We start from the raw sequence: 17631 nt of genomic DNA on the forward strand, positions 1-17631 counted from the left end.
TCTGCAGGCCTGGCTTCAAACCGAGCGTGCAAAACTGTCGCGCAGTTCTCCGGTCGCCGAGGCGATCGATTACATGCTCAAGCGTTGGGATGGCTTCACGTCATTCCTGGAGGATGGCCGGATTTGCCTCACGAACAACGCCGCGGAGCGAGCCCTGCGAGGCTTCGCACTCGGTAGGAAGTCCTGGCTCTTCGCCGGATCAGACCGCGGCGCGGATCGTGCAGCCTTCATGGCCACGTTGATCATGACGGCAAAGCTCAACGACATCGATCCGCAGGCGTGGCTTGCCGACGTTCTTACCCGCATCGCTGACACGCCGATTACCAAGCTGGAGCAATTGCTTCCGTGGAATTGGAAACCACCGGCTATTGAAGCACAAGCGGCATAACCTAAGGCCTTTTAAAAGGCGTCTGCTGCTATTCGTATCGTAGCAGCAGAGCAGCTTCCTCATATCGAGCCAACAAACGTAACGCTGTGGCTTATTTCAAAATTTTATCAATAAATCCGGTTGGGATTCTGAGGGGTTTCGCTGCAACTGGCGGGAAGCACGAGCTCCCCGCGCAGTTCAATCGAGCTTTCCTAAACTTGGCCAAGTTCTTAGCCTCCAAGGTTCTTGAACACCTCCTGGCCGCGCTGCGTCAGAGCATACGTATTGCCAGCATTTTTCTTAACCAAACCGTACGTCTTCAGGTGTCCGATTTGAGTATCGACCATCTTGGTAACACGCTTAGTGGTGTTCGTATAAGCGCTCGCATTGTTGCGGAGATCGTTCAGCGTTTTGCCATAAGGCTGCAATTCGCCTTCGATCCAGCCTTCAACAATCTCCTTGCGATCGACTGGAAGCTTAGACTTGGTCACCATCTGAGCGACAGTCATAAAGAATGCCGCCGTTTCCAACTGTACCAAGGCCTTAGCTGCGCCTTTCGGCGTCTTGTAAATATCGCGATCCGTGTCGTTAAGCAGCCGGACCCATTCCTGGGTCCAAGCCTGAGAAAGTTCCTTGAGAGCTGACATTGCGGTCATGGTTTAGCACCCTTCGCGCGTGGCTGGATCTGCCCATGCAGTCCTTGAGAATAGCCACTATATTGCGTAGAATCCCCGTGACCGAGTAATGGAACAAAGCCACTACATCCCGGAAAAAGGTTACTACTGCAATTTGCGCGATATCGTAATGAGCGCTAAACATTCTGAATCCTTCCTAATCTTGTAGGCAGGCAGACAATACCATAACTCTTCCGCTTCGGAAGAACCTCCACTTTTTGTGGAGAACTCGGCAAGATTAAGGCCTTTAAGTTGGCATAAAAAATACACCGCCAAGCTTCTTCCTAAGGAGCTTTCTCTCGACAAAGGCGCGAAGGTGTTCAGCTCACAAAAAGTGGACGTTATTGGCGCACTTTTCGTGGGCCTCATAGTGATCGGCATCGACCACCCGAGCTATGGAGAGTGAATTGAAAAGGCCCAGCAGTGTTGTTTCCGCTATCGTTATTGGAGCGTGCGTTTCCGCGCCGCTGCTTTTCAGCGCAATCGAACTGAAGATCATTCCGATAAAAGAACCAATGCCATTTACGGAATGTGGCGTCATCGAGGAGGCCGACTTCGGTTACTTCGGTAAGATCAGGGGTTGCGTTGGTTGGTCTTTTCAGTTCCCTAAGTCCAACCCGTACATGATTATCCTGCGAACCCTCCAGTCGAAATAACTGCTTATCCCCATTTTCGATAAGGGCGCCGCAGAGAGCGGCGCCTTTTTTGTGTCACAGGACTGGAGTGCGGACGAATGACCTTCACCAAAGGCTCACCTCGATCAGATGCTTCCGTGAAATTGGACGCCACCGACCCGCGATGCTCGAGCAGTCAGACTTGCGGCCTTCACCGGAGGCTTACGAAGCTCAAGAGTTGTGACAATGTCGTCAGCGGACTTGAGTGTTTTTTTATAGGCCTCGTCTGCGCTGGTCTCACGATAATAGACATCGAAAAACTCTGGTCCGTCGAGTTGTCCGCGACCGATTTCAAGACTGAGCCAGTTTTCAAGCTCGGAACGAAGTGAACCGAGACGGGTGTAAACCCCAGAGCGTGTCAACCGTGATCGCAGGGCCGCCTTGATGATGCGTCCGGCCTCGATGTGACCCTCTATTCCAAGTGCGCCAACAGGGCGCCGTCGAGCGGTCCCTTGGGCATAGTTGTAGGGAACAGTCACCTTACTTGCTGATGGGTAAATCATGCCTTTGCATCTGGCACGTCGCTTGTCCTGCTTCGATATTGCCATCGGGCTGAGGAAGGTATCCCATAAAGGTGACGACTCCCCAATCCAGCGCTCACTTGTCAAAGGTTCCCCCATAGCATTGATTTTCTCCACAAGGGCATCGATGTCATAGCGGCAGCGGTTGTCGACAGCGACATAGAGATCGCAAACATAGGGGCGATACATGCCGGGCCATGAGGTCTTTTCGACCCGCCACCCGTTTCGGGCTGCCCAAGCAGGGCGCTTTGCTTCGTTGGGCGCATTCGCATAGGGTTCATCAATGAGGAAGTACTGGCCGCTTGCGGGATCTACCCAGTCAGTGGGATGATCGAGATACGGCAACTCTTCATTATCGAGGCCTCTCGTATTCAGTTTGCGAAGGTCTCTGCTAGGCTGCAACCCAGTGTGCTCCATGAAACGGAGCGAGCGCTCGGACGTGCAAAGCCTCTCGCGGGCATAGTCCTGTGAATGGGCTATTTCGTCACAAACGAAATGATCATCTGCAACCATTCGAAGATGGGTAAAGCCGCGAACATGTTTCAGTGCGGATTTCTTGCAGATCTCCAGGATTGGCCTGGATAGATCAATCTTGAGCGTTTCGCGCCCACATAGGTGACGATGCACCTCGTCCCGCCAGTAAACCGTCAACAACACATAGGGGTTGGAAAACGCCGGCCCTCGGACTGGCAAGGTACGCAGCGCATGGCGAAAATTCGTGAAGTTGGCAGCTTGCGCCGCCAGATCAAGCGCATCGGAGTGCTTGATCCCTCTCGACTTCTTCAACTGCGTTGCAAGCCGTTTGACGCCGTCAAGCGTCTTCGGGTGAATATTCTCGATCAACATAGCTTCTCCTGGCCTGAGTTGAAGCGTCACTCGCCAACCGCCCTTCAAGCCTGAGTGCCTGTTGAAAGGGTTCGTCAGAAATTCTTAAGCAGCGCTGCCAGCAGCTTCGGAACGGCGAGTGCCATGCTCCTGCCAGGAGCGATTCGACTATAGGACGAGTGAGGCGCGTATTCAATTCGCTTTCGTTTCAGTCTGAATTGGAGTTGATGTGTTTCAAATATGGCTTGCCTGGATGGGGCAAGACGACACCGGATGCTTGCCGTCATTTTCTTCCTACGCGTTACGGCAGCGCTTAGAAGCTTTCGCAATGGCTCGGGGTTACCACTATGGCTGCGCGGCAAGAGGTCTATGGAGAGTGTCACTCACGCCGCTCGAGGCGCCACCGGAGTTACACATCTCCGCCGTCAGAATTCAGGTGCGTAAAGCGACATCCGAGAGACTGAAGATTTTGCCTGCTTCCTCGCTGAGATCTACATTCGCGTACCTCTCGCCGCCACCAGTCGACCAACGGCGTCAGATTAGCGCCACGAATGAACCGACCACAGTTGGACCAAGTCGCTCTCCACATCGACCACTAGCGAAGCATTGACTGAAAAGGTGGAATGCAGTTTCCTGCGTGTGGGGGACTGTTGCTCGTGATTGCTACCATAGGCAACATTTTTTAGGGGGCGATATGATCGTGATCAGGGTTGTGTGGGCCGTTCTGGCTATCTCTATTCCAGCGATAGCGTGCGCCAAGCCGCCGGAGATATGGCGAAAACCGGCAGCTGACATGGTCGCCTGGTTTGAGACATCTGGAGTAGGCTATGGCAAGATCACGCCGGATTTCGACTGTCAGGGCGTTTCAGCCGGCGTATTGCAATGGAACGTCGGCAAGGGTTCTCTATGGGACGAACTACTTTCGAAAGTTCCCGCCGAAGAGTTTATCAAGACCATGCCGACTTATGGGAAAGACTTCCGCGTGGCGCTTACCAAACCGATAGAAGAGCGATTGGGATATGTGCGCCAGTTCCAAACATTCGCGAACGAGAATTCCTGTAACGGGAATATCCGAAAAGCGGCCTGGTCTGCGAAAGGAAGGGATTTTTCGAAAGAGTTAAGCGCGCTGCTCAAGAGCGCAGAGGTCGTCGACCTGCAGCAGAAAGCACTCGATGGGAAGCTCAATGCCGGGTGGGAGTATGCGACATGGTGGGCCCAGGCCAAGCGCGGTGCAAACGCCTCACCAACCTATCTGGAATTCGCGACGTTCACCGACACGCTTAATTTCAACGGGACATGGAAGGACCAGGCAAACCAGGTGCTGGTAGAAGCCTTCCGCAAGGATCGCACCGATGCGGAAGTTAAAAAGAAAATCCTGAAATTTCTGGCTGATGCACCTGAAGGTCAATATCAGCGTACCGAAGCGCGCAAGAATGCGGTCCTTTGGAAGGACGCGGCCCTGAGCGACGAACAACTGGACCTGCTGGTGTTTGCCTATCTCGTTGCGACGAACCTGACGAAGGATCACGCCGTACCGTTTAAACTCAACACAGTTTCGCGACGGGGCACCATCTTGTTGGGTGGTGGCTGGGTCAACGGCGAGCATGTGAAGTTCAAAACACCGGCGCAGGACTGACGCACTCGGTCGATGGGCTAGTCTCTGGCCGTCTTCTCACTTGCTGAACGCCAAGCTAAGCGTCCGCCAGACGGCGATCCTGCTCTTCAGCCAGTGAGCGCAATTGATGTTGTGAGACCAGGGCCGTAATTCGTCTGCGTGAGCAAAACATAGGAGTAGGCTTGCTCCAAAGATTGATGAAGTAGAGTGGAATCGAACCCTCGCAACACTAGTATCAGTGGCCATATTTAACCATAATTGTATAGTCCGATCAGATACTTGATCTTCGATTGGCCGTAAGGGAACGCCTCGTGGCTTTTTGACGCAGAACAATACCGCGAGAAAAGCTGATATTGGCAGAAATTCATCACCGTCGAACCGCGATCGAATGCCGTATCTGTTCCTTTTCGAAACTGACCAGCGGCTGGCTGTGCAGATAACGTAGCACCGACCTCAACAACCATCAGATGATGTCGATCGAGGTTTGGAAGACTGACCAAGCACCGCAATATTTTATCTAATTAAAAGGCATCCCGATACTTCAGATCTTTCTCCGGTCGCGGGAGCGTTTGTTCAGAAACTGAGAAGTAAGTTCAGCTGTCAGCCTGGTAGCTTGATCAAAAGCGTCAATGATATCGGCAAATCTTTCATCAGGCCGAGTATCATCAGTGCCGTGAAGGTTGAAGAATAAGGTTTTGGTTCCTTCTCGAGACCAAAGTCCAGTTTTTATGTGCCGCCCCGACAAATGTACGTAAGCAGAAGTTGCCTCATATGCTTCTGACAGGCCGGGGTACTTTTCGTTCAATTTTTGATGGAGAAATGCATCGCTCAAAGGTTCACCCGTGCGCGCCTTAAGCTTTCGATAAATATTGTCATCCATTAACCAAATGCCGGCAGCTTCTACATCTTCGACCAGAGTAAGGCCGAACATGCGCATGGCCGTATCAAGTTGCAACCTAACGAGGGCGGCAGCTGATAATGTGTTTTTCGCTCTCACGAGAGTACAAAACGCATGGCTGAGCGAAGCGGTCTTCTTGATTGCGCCAAGCGCATACCATTCGATATCTGGAATTGCTGTACCCTGTGGTCCAAGATGGTCATTGGGCATTCGTGACAGAACAGCAGTAATTTTCTCGATTTCTTGAAGATGGTACTCAATGTCGAATGACGACGGTGGCGACTGATCCAAAAAACGTTGGCTCCGATGATGCTTGAGAAAACACGACTTGTCACTTCGTTAACGTGAAAGGCGAGCCGTGCACTACCCTATCGTAGAGCAGTTGTGCTCCAGCGTTCGTTGTCCTTACACAACTTAGGGAAATTGGAGCGCTGCGTTCATGCTCCGACCATTTCAATGATCGAAACTAGGCAACCGCTTTTTTCATCGTTAAGAGTTCGCAAACGCAAATTATTTCGATTACTGCGCAGCGATATCGGGCGAGTTCGCCGTAATGGAATTACAAATGTCCGCAGGATTGACCCCTTTTCGCTTTCCCCACTCTACGAGGTTTGGTGGGCGGTACTTGCTATCGTCTCGCCATCTTGCGAAAACGGAACCATCGATTGTCTCGTTAACCCTTGTGTGAGTTCCAGTTGAATCACCGAACGGTTCTGGTGCGATAGGTCTGTAGTGTCGCTTTCTTACCCAAGAATATGTCCCCTTGAGGAACTCTTTGTAAGAGTCTGAGATCTCGCCGAGATGTTCATTGCCATCCATTTCAAGCTCATTGCGAAAAGCTAGTCCGAGATTTGCCGCTTTTTCCATCATCCACTGGAGCGGTATTTGCGCCAGCGTGTCATTAAAGCAACCCCCACCGACGTTCGCATGAGCGCCCACGAACCAGCGCTGTTCGACGCTCTCTACAGCCCTCATTGGAGCTGCTGCTGGAGCGCCCGTCTTTGTTCTGATTGTCCAGGGAGTTGGCGCAAATTTAGCTCGGTGTTCATCAATTGCGAGTGCATGAAACCCGTGCCTGACTGGTTTCCGAAGACCGGTATGATGAAACTTAAGCGTTGAAGTGCTGATGCCGGCAAGACTGAAAGCTGGGACGCCGAGTGCACCAACCGTATCCCAGACTCCAACCATTTCAATCGCTACCGGTCGCGAGTACTTCAGCATCCAGCGCTCTTCGAGCGTCATGGTGTTGGCGTCAAAGGTAGGAAGTTTGTAAATCGTGCGGTCATCGTCGTTACGGTACCGCTCATATAGCTGGTCAACCCCCAGCGCTCCGCCTGGTTTTAGAAGCCCGCAAATAGAAATAAATCCGGCAAGGCTCCGCGCCGTGTGGGCTCCGCGACTGAACCCGAAGATAAAGATTTGGTCGCCGTCCTCGTAATTCTCGACAAGCCAATTGTAGGCCTCCTGCACTTTCTCGGTTACGCCTTTACCCCAGCCGCCGCCAATGACGCCGTTAACTCCAGTGTCATAATAGCGAAGCTGCTGACGACCCTCGGTGTCCTTCTCTGCGCAAAGGGAGCGGAGGCGCCATACATTTGTGTTCGTGCCAACTGCATTCCACGTTCCGTCGAGGAATAAGGCAAGCTTCCTATTCGATGCTGAGGGCATACCCGATATTTCCACCACCTCCACCTTTCCACAAAATACGCACGTCAACTTCGGGGGGCGCTTGCTTCACAAACGCGGACCCGTCTCTGGTACGTGTACGCCCAGTTTTTTATCACAAAAGCTGTGCGGCCAGAGCAGCTTCCAACACTTTTTATAAGCAGTTTGAGTGCGTTTCCACACTCTCGAGTAACGTTTCACTTGCCGTTGCGCACGCGGTCTGAATTGGTGAGTGCCTCGCCCAAGCGGCCTAACGTTTCCTTCATCGCTTGCTCAGCAGATTGAGTGAGCGATTTTGCACCACCTTCACAAGCTAAGCCGGCATCGCCTTGCGCGTTGCCGTCACCAGAGACTGTAGTGCCAAGCAGGCGCCCTGATTGACCGTCAACAGTAATGGATGCTGCGACCTCGACTTCCGTTTCCATGCCGGCAACCCAGAAGCCTGGCACAACGCGCAGGCGAGCGTTCACGTCTTCACCCTTAACGATAATCATGCCGCGGGCACCACGCGCCTTGAGCTCATCGCGGCCCACAGGCGCTTGAACAGGCACCAATTCGGTCACCAGGTTTGCAAAGGTCTGTCTTACCGAGCCAGAAAAGCTGGATGAGAGATTGAGCGGGAATGTGTGCGCTGCGCAGTTCATGTCGGATGGCTTGATTGGCTTATCCAGCTTCAACCCATCAACGAAGAGCAAGTATTTGCCGGGAAGCTTGCCTTCATAAGACGAATAGACATTGTAGGTTGCGACTGTGAGCGGCTCCGCCTTGTATTGGCAAGCCGTCAGCATGGCGCAAGACAATAGCGCTGCAGCGAATTTGGTGTTCATGATGCCCCCGAAAAAATCCCCGAAAGGAAATAAGCACGGCGACAATCTAGAGTCGAGTGAGAATAGACTTTTATGACCCTGCACCAGCTAGGTGGAGTACCGTTCAGCCAGACACGGCGGCCTTTTTGGACTACCGCACAAAAAATCGCGCTTTTCGCGAAAACCTTTCTATGGCGTTCAATTAGTGGTTTCGTAGTTTACTTAACCTGATAACGTGAGATCGTCCTAATGGAACGTGGGCGGGGGCGGCACGAAATGTTATCATTAAAGCTGCGATCTTTCTTCCAATGGTCCGGCGTGTCCGTTGTCCTTGGCGTGGTCGTCTTGCATCCTCCTTCTGAGGCGGCAGCTCAAGTCGTTGCTGGGCATTCTATCGGAGAGGACCGTGACAAGCTGGATGGCATTGCCTGGCAGAACAGTTTTGGCGGATATGTCGACGGGAAATTCAAGGCTGCAACTGGGGTCGAAGTATCAGCGACCTATGAGCAGTCGACCGGGAAATTGGTTTGCTTGGAGGCCAAATGGGATGGAAAAGGCTTGCGCCAACTCGCTTACTTTTCCGACTTCAGGTTCGGCCAAACGACACTCGCAGATATCAAGGAGCGCTTTGGCAATCTTGGCCTGTTGCCTGCAGGCGGCTCATCTGTCCTAAGCACTCCGGATGGTGGCGTCACAATCTCGAACTTTTATGAAATCTCCGGTTCGAAGACAATGGCGACTTTCATGACAAAGATCGGGCGAGCGGAGCTCCTTGACTTGAAACGCCGACATGGCGCGGATGCATATGCTCATATGGCGTCGGTGGCCACGCTTCATTCGATAGCGATATCCGATGCGATTTATTTCAGTAGCCTTCGCGGGACGGCATCGATTGCGGATGTTGGATATAGTCCTATTGCATGGACACCGATGAGCAGTTCCACCGACAAACCAAAAAAACAAATGGTACTGTCGAGAATAAAATCCACGCAATTACCTGTGGCCCGTGTCTATTCCGGACCGAGAAATCTCCCCGATTTGAGCGGCCAAAATTCGACAGTGCGCTCTTATCAAGACAGGATTGCAAGGCAGATGGCTGAAGGCCCTGCTTTCGCCGGTGAATATGCGGTCGTCCAAATTGATTGCGGCACTCGCTGTTCAAACGCCTATGCCGGAAATGTCCGCACCGGTGAGGTTTTCAAGTTGCCTGTAGGGGGACGAACTAACCTCGATCTCGATCTGAAGTACGAGCTATCCAGCCGCCTCATGACCGCGCAATGGTCCGACGCTGGCTCGGGAGAATGCATGATTCAGTTTTTCAGCTTCGACGACGGAGAATGGATCGAGCTTCTTAAACACGAAATTTCCGACAGTCGCGGATGCTCAACGTCCCTCTCAATTAACCTGCGGTAGTCTTTTCTCTATCGCAGCTCTCAACGTTTGATAGCCTGCATTTACCTCTCTGATTGGCGTCTAGTGAATGGTCTAGAATGGAAAATCTACCCAGTAGTTCGCAATTGATCATCGACGAGCCTCTTAGACGATGGCTCCCGGAGGCGTCGGTGCGGTTTCAGTATCTTTATCCGGAGCTTGAGCTAACCATCGATGGAGACATTGTTCGCTTCACTGGGACGAATGCAGGTGATCCACGCGTGAAGCGGGAATTTCAGTTCTGTCTCTATCGTCAGAAGATTTTCGAACAGACATTGCCTATGCGCAAGATGCTAATCGAGGGGGTGACAGGCGTTGCTGGTCGCACCTCTTAAATTCCGCTTTGTCGACGACGGTAAGGTCCTTTTCGCGGACGACGCGGGTGGCTATTTCAAAGCAAGCGAAGAATTTCTGCACCGCTATGCTCGCGATGAACTGCTGTCGTCGGATTTCGACTTCTTAAATTCGAATGGTAGTGCATTCAGCGAGGTGGGTGACCTCACTTATCTTGGCTTTGAACAACGTTTTGCCAGCCGTCTCTACCTTCCGGCTGAGATAGACTACGTCATTCTGGTGCCGACGCTGAGATGCAACCTGGCCTGCGGTTATTGTCAAGTATCGCGCGTCAACGAAAATGCGCGAGGCTTTGACTGGGATGCTGAAACTTTGGCCGGTGTCGTCAGCTTCCTTGACGGCCTGTCGACAACCACCATCAAGATCGAGTTTCAGGGAGGCGAGCCGCTCCTGCGCCTCGACGTCATCAAGGATTTGATGGAATTCTGTCGAGGCAGATTCGATCACTGTGAGTTTGTCATCTGTACAAACCTGCAAGAGGTTTCAGATGAAGCTTGGGAGATCTTGAACGAGCCGGACGTGTTCACCAGCACATCACTCGATGCGACAAGAGCAATCCATCAAGCGCAGAGAACTGTGAGTGACGAGAAAACGACAGCATTTTTCAATAATCTCGACACCGCAATCGAAAGGCTGGGCGCCGAGAAAGTCTCAGCTCTCCCCACAATTGACCCACGCAAAGCGCCGCCGCCGAGCGCATTAATCGAGTCTTTCGTTCACTACGGTTTCCGCTCCATTTATTTGCGGCCTGTGAACTACCAGGGATTTGCCCGCAAAAAGTTCGACGCTCGCAGCAGCGCAGCGGTGTGGAATCAATACCACTCGGAGTTCATCGACGAATTGGTTGCTTTCAACTGGGATGCTGACCAACCCGTTGAAGAGTATTATTTCACGCACTGTCTCAGACGTGTTCTGCGGTCCGGGCATAACCACCACGCAGATCTTCGTAACCCAAATATCATCGGTGAAAGCTATGTTGTCATAGATTACGACGGGAAATTTTATCCCACTGATGAAGCGCGCATGGTGACGCGCGTGGGGCAGCTGGACCTATCCATGGGCGATGTCTTCAAGGGCATGAACCGAGATAAGATTGAGGTTTTAAACAGCGAGGCGATCAACAACTTCCACCCGGATTGCGTCCATTGTCCCTATCAGGCCTTTTGTGGTGTTGATCTGGTGGACGACCTATCGCGGTACGGTCGGATAGACCACCCGAAACATCTCACCGATTTTTGCCAACGCCACACCTACCTGTTCGATAAGATTTTTTCCCTGATCTATTCAGACGATCCGAAGGTTCAAAAGTCTCTTGCCATATGGTCAGGATCTGCTCGCTTCGATCGCTCGCTTGCGAAGTCTCACCGATGATCGAGTTGCGCCTCAAAGTCGATCCCTTACCAATCGACGTTCCCCTGGTCGTCAGGCTGAACGATGATCCTTCCGACGCTAACGGTCAGCACGATGCTTTTTTAGTTGAGGTAACGAGAGAGCGACGGGAGTACGATTTCAATGGGTTTTCCCTGGGTGTTTACGCAGGCGTCGATGAATGCATGGATGGAGACGTGCTTCTCCTCCTGCCAGGACAAGCCAGCGCTCATCGTCTGATACGAGCTCAGTCGGAACACAACACGTTTCTCGTCACTGAGCAATGTGACCAGCTGTGCGTCATGTGTTCGCAGCCGCCCAAGAAGCATCACCATGACATGTTTGAACATTTTGCGCTCGCGGCTCTGCTGGCCCCGATAGGCGCTACGATCGGGATTTCCGGTGGCGAGCCTCTTTTACATAAGCATCGACTGTTTGAAATGCTTTCGCACGTCACGAAAACCCGGCCGGATATTCGCTTCCACGTTCTGACCAACGCCCAGCATCTCGATGGCGGAGATATCGAAACGCTTTCCGATCTCGGATGGGATCGTATTCTGTGGGGTGTCCCGATCTATTCAGCCACAGCCGACGTACATGATCAAATCGTTGGGAAAGAGGGAGCTTTCAGATCTCTCGAACGCGGGCTCGCTACTCTGCTTCGCGCAGGTGCTTCAGTAGAACTCCGCACAGTGGTTTTAAAGCAGAATTGGGATGACCTGCCAGCTCTTGCCGATTTCGTTTCGACGAGATTGAGTGCTGTATCCTTCTGGGCCGTGATGCAACTTGAACGGATCGGATACGGTCGTATGAATTGGACGAGGTCATTCAAAGACACTTCGACTGATTTCGATCCCCTTGCCAGAGCGATCGATATTGCTGCGGCAAGAGGGATACAGGCTTGGCTCTATAACTTCCCAGCCTGCTCAGTTCCTCATGGCTACCGTGGGCATGCACCGTCGACTATTTCCGATTGGAAACGGAAGTATCTTGATTTTTGCGATAGTTGTAATGCTCGCGGAACTTGTGGTGGGTTTTTTCAGTGGTATGATCATCGGCAGGGGTTTGCTGCACTGGGGCCATTATGAAATCGCGGATATTCTTGATCCCGTCGCTTTTGGCGGCCGGTTTTCTGCCTTCCAAAACGACAGCGATGCCAATTGGTGAATTTGTCGAGAAAAAGAACTCCGTTCCAACAATTCTCGAACGACTGAAACTCAAGCATGTCTTTACTCTTGCGGGCCACCGGTCACATCGATCTCATTCGAGCCACCGATCGCACTCCAGTCACAGATCAAGTAGCGGAGGTGGATACAGCTACGGTGGATCATCGACATACTCATCACCGTCCCCTTCTTACAACCCACCCGCCCGCTCGATCTATCCGTCTGCACCCAGCGCGCCTGTAGCCCCCCCGGCACCAGCAACGCCTGCGCCGCTTTACACTGCGCCTATCACGCCAAGTCCTCCGCCGCTAAAGCCTCTTGCCGGCAACACAGACAAATTCAAGAGGATCGTGATGCAGGTACAGACAGCGTTGACCGCATATGGCTACTATTCGGGTCTGATAGACGGTCAGGTCGGACCAGGATGCAAAACAGCGTTGATCGCGATGCAGACTGATTACAATCTCAAAGTCACCGGAACCATTACGCCCGATGTGCTCGATGCCTTCGGGATCGCTGCAAACTGATCGTCATGGATATCAGCCATATTATAGAAACGATAAAGGCGGTCCCTGCACCGCCCTCACCTCCAGAGCTGGAAGCCGCGTTACCGCCGCTTCCAGCCCTCCAGTTATCCGAGGTGGGGCGTGCTGCCAGATCTGAGAGGAAATTGACAGTTTTTGCAGGAGCCGCTGCACTGACGGTCGGTGGCTACCTTGCGCTGTTCGTTCACGGTTTCTGGGGAACAGCGCTGTGCGTCGGAGCACTCGTGATGACTGCACTCTCGGTAAGCCTGAAGCGGAAGTTTGAGGTCGAATACCGGGATGCCGAGGCCAAATGGGACGAGCAACGACAAACTTGGCTTACCCAAGCAGGTCCAGCGAAATTTGAAGAGAAGCGTAGACTCTTTTTATCGCTTGCCGGCACATATTCAGGCTTGCCAGCGAAAGAGCGTGAGTTGCTTGGCGAGCTCGAAAAGGCCAAGCGAGAGCGACAGTTCACAAACTACATGAAATCGCATTTAATCGAGCGTGCTAAGATACCAGGGGTCGGCCAAAGCCGCAAAGCAACTCTTGCCTCTAATGGTTTTACCAATGCCCTTGATGTGAAAAATCGGCGTGTCCCGAAGCTTCCAGGATTTGGACCTTCTCTTGTTGGGGAAGTGGAAGCATGGGCGAGCTCCGTGGGCCAAAGATTTGCTTTCAACCCTACAGCTCCAACCGAGCCCCATCTGGTTCAACAGGTCAAAAGCACGATCAGTATGGAACGCGTGGGGCTTGAACAAAAACTCGCGAATGCTCCTGATCAGTTGAAAAGCGTTTGTGAATCTGCAGAACGCCTTCGAAACGCACCTCCACAGACCATGTACGATGCACTTGTCCGACTGAAGCAAATCGAAGTAGACAGGGGATAATTGCCAATGTCTGCACCGTACCGGAATTTCTGGATCATCGTCGCGATGACGGTCAGCTCGACGGTCTTAGCAAACCTATCGTCCAATCCGGAGGTTGCTTCTGGTAGAATTTCACCCGGCTCACCTCAAACAGAAATTGAGGGTTCATCTGGTCAACAACAGATCCAAAGCCACCAGGCGTCTGCGGGCACTCAATCGCCATCTACAACCACGGATCAAAAGCTCACAGCGCTTCCAACTGGGATGAAGGCGGAAGAAGACGAACCACCCGTGAGGCAATTTCGACGTATAGATAACGACGTCAAGCAGGCATTCGACATCGCAATAGAGGCTGCACTGGCGCAGAAGATGGGTGGCGTTGCCGCTTCCGCCAATGACGCTAATAATTCAGCTTCGCCTCTCCCAACGTTGACCACAAAGGAAGTGAAATCGACCCCTAAGGTAGCGGACGCTCCATCAGATGGGAAAACAAGTGCGAGGGTAGCGCAAACTACAACCAACCTTAATATGCGGACACGACCAGACCCCAGTTCGCCCTTGATCGAGGTACTGACTACCGGGCTCGTTGTCACCATTGTCGATGAGCAGGCTGGTTGGGTCCAGATCCTGGTCAAAGAAACCGGCCAAAATGGGTGGGTGAATGCAAAATTCCTAAAGAGCGAGTAGCATGAACAACATCTAGTTGCGCTAACATGATCTTCGACTAATATCATCTCCAGTAGGGGATCGGGGATATTTTCGTGCGTAGAGTTGCAATACTAATTTGCTGCGTTTTCGTTTTGCATGGCTTGATCGGAGGAACCGCGAGCGCCGCACCTGAGGCCAGAGCCGGCATCAAGGTCACCGCGGGTCTGACGAGCGTCCAGCCGGCAGCCTTGCCCACTCCCAACCCAACGATGATCTGGCTGGTAGTTTCTAGTCGGCCCACGTTTGACCAAGCCGCTGCCGTCGCGCAGACTTTTGCCGCAACTCTTGGCCCGGCGCTTATAACGCGTTCGCGTAACGGCTCATTTGCCATCGTAACGGGGACCCTGTTCAAGGACAAAGCCAAGCCCAACCTTCAGACATTGAAAGATCTTAGACTTGTTCCGCAGGATGCGTTTTTAAGTGCTGGCGAGGGCTTTGGATCGATCTTGTTTCACAGCTACACAGCGGGAACGTCTACTGACGTGATGACGCAGACCACTCTCGTTTCTTCCGTGAGACGTCTGCAAATCGCCTTGACGCGTTTGAAGTTCTATACTGGTTCGACCGATGGTCTTGTCGGACCTGGGACGGTTAAGGCATTTGCAGCATATACCGCTGCATTCGGAGCGCCCACTGGGGACTATCTCGATGACTACGCACTTAACCTAATCGAACAAAGTGCGCAGGATGGGTTTCGCTCAGTGACAGAACGTCAAGTGGCCCAGAGTATGGGTTTTGAAGACGGCGAAACATATGCTCAAGCCGTTAAGGGAGGGTTCAAATCTCCACAGGTGATGCTCGTTGCGAAGCAGCGCGGGTTCCAGACAAACGTCGATTTCGAGGCGGCGTCACGATCGGGATTTGAAACGGCCGAGGAATACGGGAAAGCGAGAGCCGGTGGATTCGAGGCTGCAGATGAGTATCGAGCAGCTTCGCGATTTAGTTTCGATACACGCACCGAATATGTAGCCTTTCGATCATCAGGATTTGCTGACAAGGCCACCTTCAAGAGCGCGCAGGAAAAGGGTTTCGCAGATAAGACTTCTTATGAGCGAGCCGTCGCAGCAGACTTGAGAGCTGCTCGCTTGAAAGCCGGTATTCTGCTTGATGATGCCCAAGTTTTCATCAGGCTCAACCCACAAATCCCGAACCTTATACAAGTCGCCGACAAGGCCTCTATCCTTGGTGTTACGCTGCCGACTGGAAACACGTCAAATCTAGAGCAGGCGTCGTCTGAACTCGAGGCCATTTTGGTTCCGTTAGTCGGCTACAGCGACTTTGTCGCGGCTAGGGATAAGGAGCGCGCTGAGGACCGTCAGAGGCAGGTTCTGGCGAATCAAAAGGCACTTGAGGCGACGCGTGCATCGCTGACAAAATGGGTGGCGGGAAATATTTCCTCACCAAAACTCCCGCAAGTCGTTCAAGAATTAAAGACTTCTGCCGATGCCGCCATCTCGGATGACCTTGACGTCCTCGAAAACGCAAGACAGTCACTTGGAACATTGATTTCCAGAACCGGGCTAGCGACAGAACTTGCCGGATACCAGGCTGCGGGTGCGGGGGGACCTGAAGTCATTCAGAAAAACTCGAACGCACCTTTTGCAGTCACGCCATTAAACGCGGTGCTCTTGAGTGGCGCGTGGGGTGACGTAGTTTCGTTTTTCAATGCGTCCGCTGATGCACCATCACTCGTTCGCACTTTAAACGGAGGCCTTTCATTCTCGAAAGATTACGCGGCAGTATGCTTGATCGGCCTTGACGAAACACCCTCGCTTAGACGTGGTCTACGAGACATCCTAGCGCCAATGGGTGCGACAGTTGTAAAGATAAGCTCGTGCGACAGCCGGAGTCCAGAACGGGTTGACCTGATTATTGCAAAAAGAAAAGCATTCCTCGAGGCGCAACCAAGTTTCGCCGTGGCATTTCTGGATGCACTTGAGGCTAAGAAACTTCGCGTGTTCGATGCGATTGACTACAAAAAGCTAGCAGAACGAGAAGAGAAGGAAATCTCTCTAGTCACCGCAGTGACGTCTGGAGTCGAAGCAGGATCTCGAAGTGGATTTGGCGCTTTTGAAATTGCTTCTGAGAAGGGCGACCTATGCGTCGTAGTCGCGGACACAGTTGATGTTCATGAAGAAATGCTGAAAGAGGTCACTGCGCTCGTCGAGACGACGAAGCCTCTGAGGGTAATAAGTGACAAAACTTTGGAACAAGTTTACCCTATGATACTGCGTGATGAATGCCGTGTGGTGTATGGAGCCTCCAGCTCCTTGCAGCAGCTGGCGCAAGCTATGAAGCGTGATGAAAAGGCTGGCATTTTCCTCCCGATTTGGATTGAGAGCGATAAGGTTGCACAGTCTGCCGCCAGAGTAGCAGCCAGCAAACTCGAAACAGTGAAGCAGCAGGAAGCTGAAAGACTTGCAGCTCAGGAAGCGGAGCGCTTGTCCGATATTCGGAGACAAGAGGAGCAGTCACGCCGAGGCGTCGTTGAAGCTGAGCTCCAAAAAGTCAACGGCCCAGCGGCGAATGCGCGGCTGACGAAGTTTACAAGTTTCCTCAAAGCGTCGCTGACACCCGATGGCGGGTTAGCTGCAATACAGACGAATTCGCCTACTTATCGGGAATTCACTGACTGGCTCAATGCGCAGAAGAGAGATGGCTGGGAACTCGGGAACGTCGACACGTCCGTTGACGATTTTGGTAGCGTAAATTGGAAAGATCGGAAACTGGATGCGTTGGTGACTCGAGTTGCATTGAAATTTAAGAGCCGGGAACGTGGAGAATACCGAACGGAGTGCGTTTTGTTCGGTATTGTGCTGGATGATGAATTCGAAATGGAGCGGGATCCATTGCACGCGCTATGCGCGGACGAGGTCGCCAAGATTAATGTATGGAAGTCTGGGCACAGTTTTGAAAGTCGCTGGAGAGCAGCAAATCGTGCGTTCCCGACGCCCTAGAGTAACTCGTGTAAACCATGCCCACCTGGCTATCTAAGCGAAATGGCTGGGAATATCTTTACCGAAAGCGCCTTTAGTCATTCACGGCTCTCGGTGCGTCAGAGCTAGGAAAATGGTATAAAGCCAGACCCTTGTACGCCTTGAAAGGATATGAACCCACGACCTGAGCCTCTTGCGGGCTAACTAGCTCAAATAGAAGCGGAAGACGC

14 protein-coding genes and 1 pseudogene are annotated in these 17631 nt (G+C 52.4%); 9 read left to right on the forward strand and 6 right to left on the reverse strand.

Annotated elements, in window-relative coordinates:
• On the forward strand, positions 1-388 hold a 388-nt coding region (locus tag F617_RS0124930; protein ID WP_019567121.1), incomplete at its 5' end, for a transposase.
• A 209-nt stretch (positions 389-597) separates the two neighbouring features.
• Here the strand turns inward: F617_RS0124930 and F617_RS0124935 are convergent.
• Both F617_RS0124935 and F617_RS0124950 read right to left on the reverse strand, forming a co-directional pair.
• Positions 598-1023 (reverse strand): hypothetical protein, encoded by a 426-nt coding sequence (locus F617_RS0124935; RefSeq protein WP_019567122.1) that lies wholly within the window; start codon positions 1021-1023, stop codon positions 598-600.
• A gap of 778 nt (positions 1024-1801) precedes the next feature.
• Positions 1802-3082 (reverse strand): DUF5623 domain-containing protein, encoded by a 1281-nt coding sequence (locus F617_RS0124950; protein WP_019567125.1) that lies wholly within the window; start codon positions 3080-3082, stop codon positions 1802-1804.
• A 673-nt stretch (positions 3083-3755) separates the two neighbouring features.
• On the opposite strand from F617_RS0124950, the gene F617_RS0124955 reads away from it, so the two are divergent.
• Positions 3756-4697, forward strand: a complete 942-nt coding sequence (locus F617_RS0124955) for a hypothetical protein (protein ID WP_155846287.1) — start codon at positions 3756-3758, stop codon at positions 4695-4697.
• A 58-nt stretch (positions 4698-4755) separates the two neighbouring features.
• Here F617_RS0124955 and F617_RS28945 read toward each other — a convergent pair.
• The 4 genes and pseudogenes from F617_RS28945 to F617_RS0124970 form a co-directional block, all read right to left on the reverse strand.
• A pseudogene (locus F617_RS28945) lies at positions 4756-4879 on the reverse strand (nucleotidyltransferase); the annotation flags it as partial.
• 338 nt (positions 4880-5217) lie between these two features.
• Positions 5218-5865, reverse strand: a complete 648-nt coding sequence (locus F617_RS0124960) for a hypothetical protein (RefSeq protein ID WP_155846288.1) — start codon at positions 5863-5865, stop codon at positions 5218-5220.
• A gap of 228 nt (positions 5866-6093) precedes the next feature.
• The gene (locus F617_RS0124965) at positions 6094-7242 is read right to left on the reverse strand and encodes a DUF2235 domain-containing protein (protein ID WP_019567128.1); all 1149 of its coding nucleotides are present in this window, start codon (positions 7240-7242) and stop codon (positions 6094-6096) included.
• Positions 7243-7436: 194 nt separating this feature from the next.
• A complete protein-coding gene (locus F617_RS0124970; protein ID WP_034502566.1) occupies positions 7437-8066 on the reverse strand; it encodes a hypothetical protein in 630 nt (209 codons plus the stop codon).
• Positions 8067-8321: 255 nt separating this feature from the next.
• Here F617_RS0124970 and F617_RS0124975 point away from each other — a divergent pair, with 255 nt between their 5' ends.
• The 7 genes from F617_RS0124975 (at position 8322) to F617_RS0125020 (ending at position 17422) form a co-directional block, all read left to right on the forward strand.
• Complete coding sequence (locus F617_RS0124975) at positions 8322-9458, forward strand: hypothetical protein (protein WP_155846289.1); 1137 nt, start codon at positions 8322-8324, stop codon at positions 9456-9458.
• 333 nt (positions 9459-9791) lie between these two features.
• Positions 9792-11201 (forward strand): His-Xaa-Ser system radical SAM maturase HxsB, encoded by a 1410-nt coding sequence (gene hxsB / locus F617_RS0124985; protein ID WP_019567132.1) that lies wholly within the window; start codon positions 9792-9794, stop codon positions 11199-11201.
• On the forward strand, positions 11198-12286 hold the full coding sequence (hxsC, locus tag F617_RS27295; protein WP_034502559.1) for a His-Xaa-Ser system radical SAM maturase HxsC: 1089 nt from the start codon (positions 11198-11200) through the stop codon (positions 12284-12286). Before hxsB ends, hxsC begins: the two co-directional genes overlap by 4 nt.
• Positions 12283-12891, forward strand: coding sequence for a His-Xaa-Ser repeat protein HxsA (gene hxsA / locus F617_RS27300; protein WP_034502560.1), 609 nt, complete (start codon positions 12283-12285; stop codon positions 12889-12891). Before hxsC ends, hxsA begins: the two co-directional genes overlap by 4 nt.
• A gap of 5 nt (positions 12892-12896) precedes the next feature.
• On the forward strand, positions 12897-13778 hold the full coding sequence (locus F617_RS0125010; RefSeq protein ID WP_019567137.1) for a hypothetical protein: 882 nt from the start codon (positions 12897-12899) through the stop codon (positions 13776-13778).
• A gap of 6 nt (positions 13779-13784) precedes the next feature.
• Positions 13785-14444 carry an SH3 domain-containing protein gene (locus F617_RS28950; protein WP_245260856.1) on the forward strand — a complete coding sequence of 220 codons (660 nt, stop codon included), beginning with the start codon at positions 13785-13787 and terminating at the stop codon, positions 14442-14444.
• Between the two features lie 74 nt (positions 14445-14518).
• Entirely contained in the window at positions 14519-17422 is a 2904-nt protein-coding gene (locus F617_RS0125020) for a hypothetical protein (RefSeq protein WP_155846290.1), read from the forward strand.
• The last annotated feature ends 209 nt before the right edge of the window (positions 17423-17631 follow it).

The sequence above is a fragment of the Agrobacterium sp. 10MFCol1.1 genome, assembly GCF_000381165.1.
Taxonomy (GTDB): domain Bacteria; phylum Pseudomonadota; class Alphaproteobacteria; order Rhizobiales; family Rhizobiaceae; genus Agrobacterium; species Agrobacterium tumefaciens.

What these genes read in the sequence shown, in the direction of transcription:
- F617_RS0124955 (WP_155846287.1), top strand. Translation starts at nt 3,756, where the DNA reads ATGATCGTGATCAGGGTTGTGTGGGCCGTTCTGGCTATCTCTATTCCA.
- F617_RS0124950 (WP_019567125.1), bottom strand. Translation starts at nt 3,082, where the DNA reads ATGTTGATCGAGAATATTCACCCGAAGACGCTTGACGGCGTCAAACGG.
- F617_RS28950 (WP_245260856.1), top strand. Translation starts at nt 13,785, where the DNA reads ATGTCTGCACCGTACCGGAATTTCTGGATCATCGTCGCGATGACGGTC.
- hxsC (WP_034502559.1), top strand. Translation starts at nt 11,198, where the DNA reads ATGATCGAGTTGCGCCTCAAAGTCGATCCCTTACCAATCGACGTTCCC.
- F617_RS0124970 (WP_034502566.1), bottom strand. Translation starts at nt 8,066, where the DNA reads ATGAACACCAAATTCGCTGCAGCGCTATTGTCTTGCGCCATGCTGACG.
- F617_RS0125010 (WP_019567137.1), top strand. Translation starts at nt 12,897, where the DNA reads ATGGATATCAGCCATATTATAGAAACGATAAAGGCGGTCCCTGCACCG.
- F617_RS0124935 (WP_019567122.1), bottom strand. Translation starts at nt 1,023, where the DNA reads ATGACCGCAATGTCAGCTCTCAAGGAACTTTCTCAGGCTTGGACCCAG.
- hxsA (WP_034502560.1), top strand. Translation starts at nt 12,283, where the DNA reads ATGAAATCGCGGATATTCTTGATCCCGTCGCTTTTGGCGGCCGGTTTT.
- F617_RS0124975 (WP_155846289.1), top strand. Translation starts at nt 8,322, where the DNA reads ATGTTATCATTAAAGCTGCGATCTTTCTTCCAATGGTCCGGCGTGTCC.
- F617_RS0124965 (WP_019567128.1), bottom strand. Translation starts at nt 7,242, where the DNA reads ATGCCCTCAGCATCGAATAGGAAGCTTGCCTTATTCCTCGACGGAACG.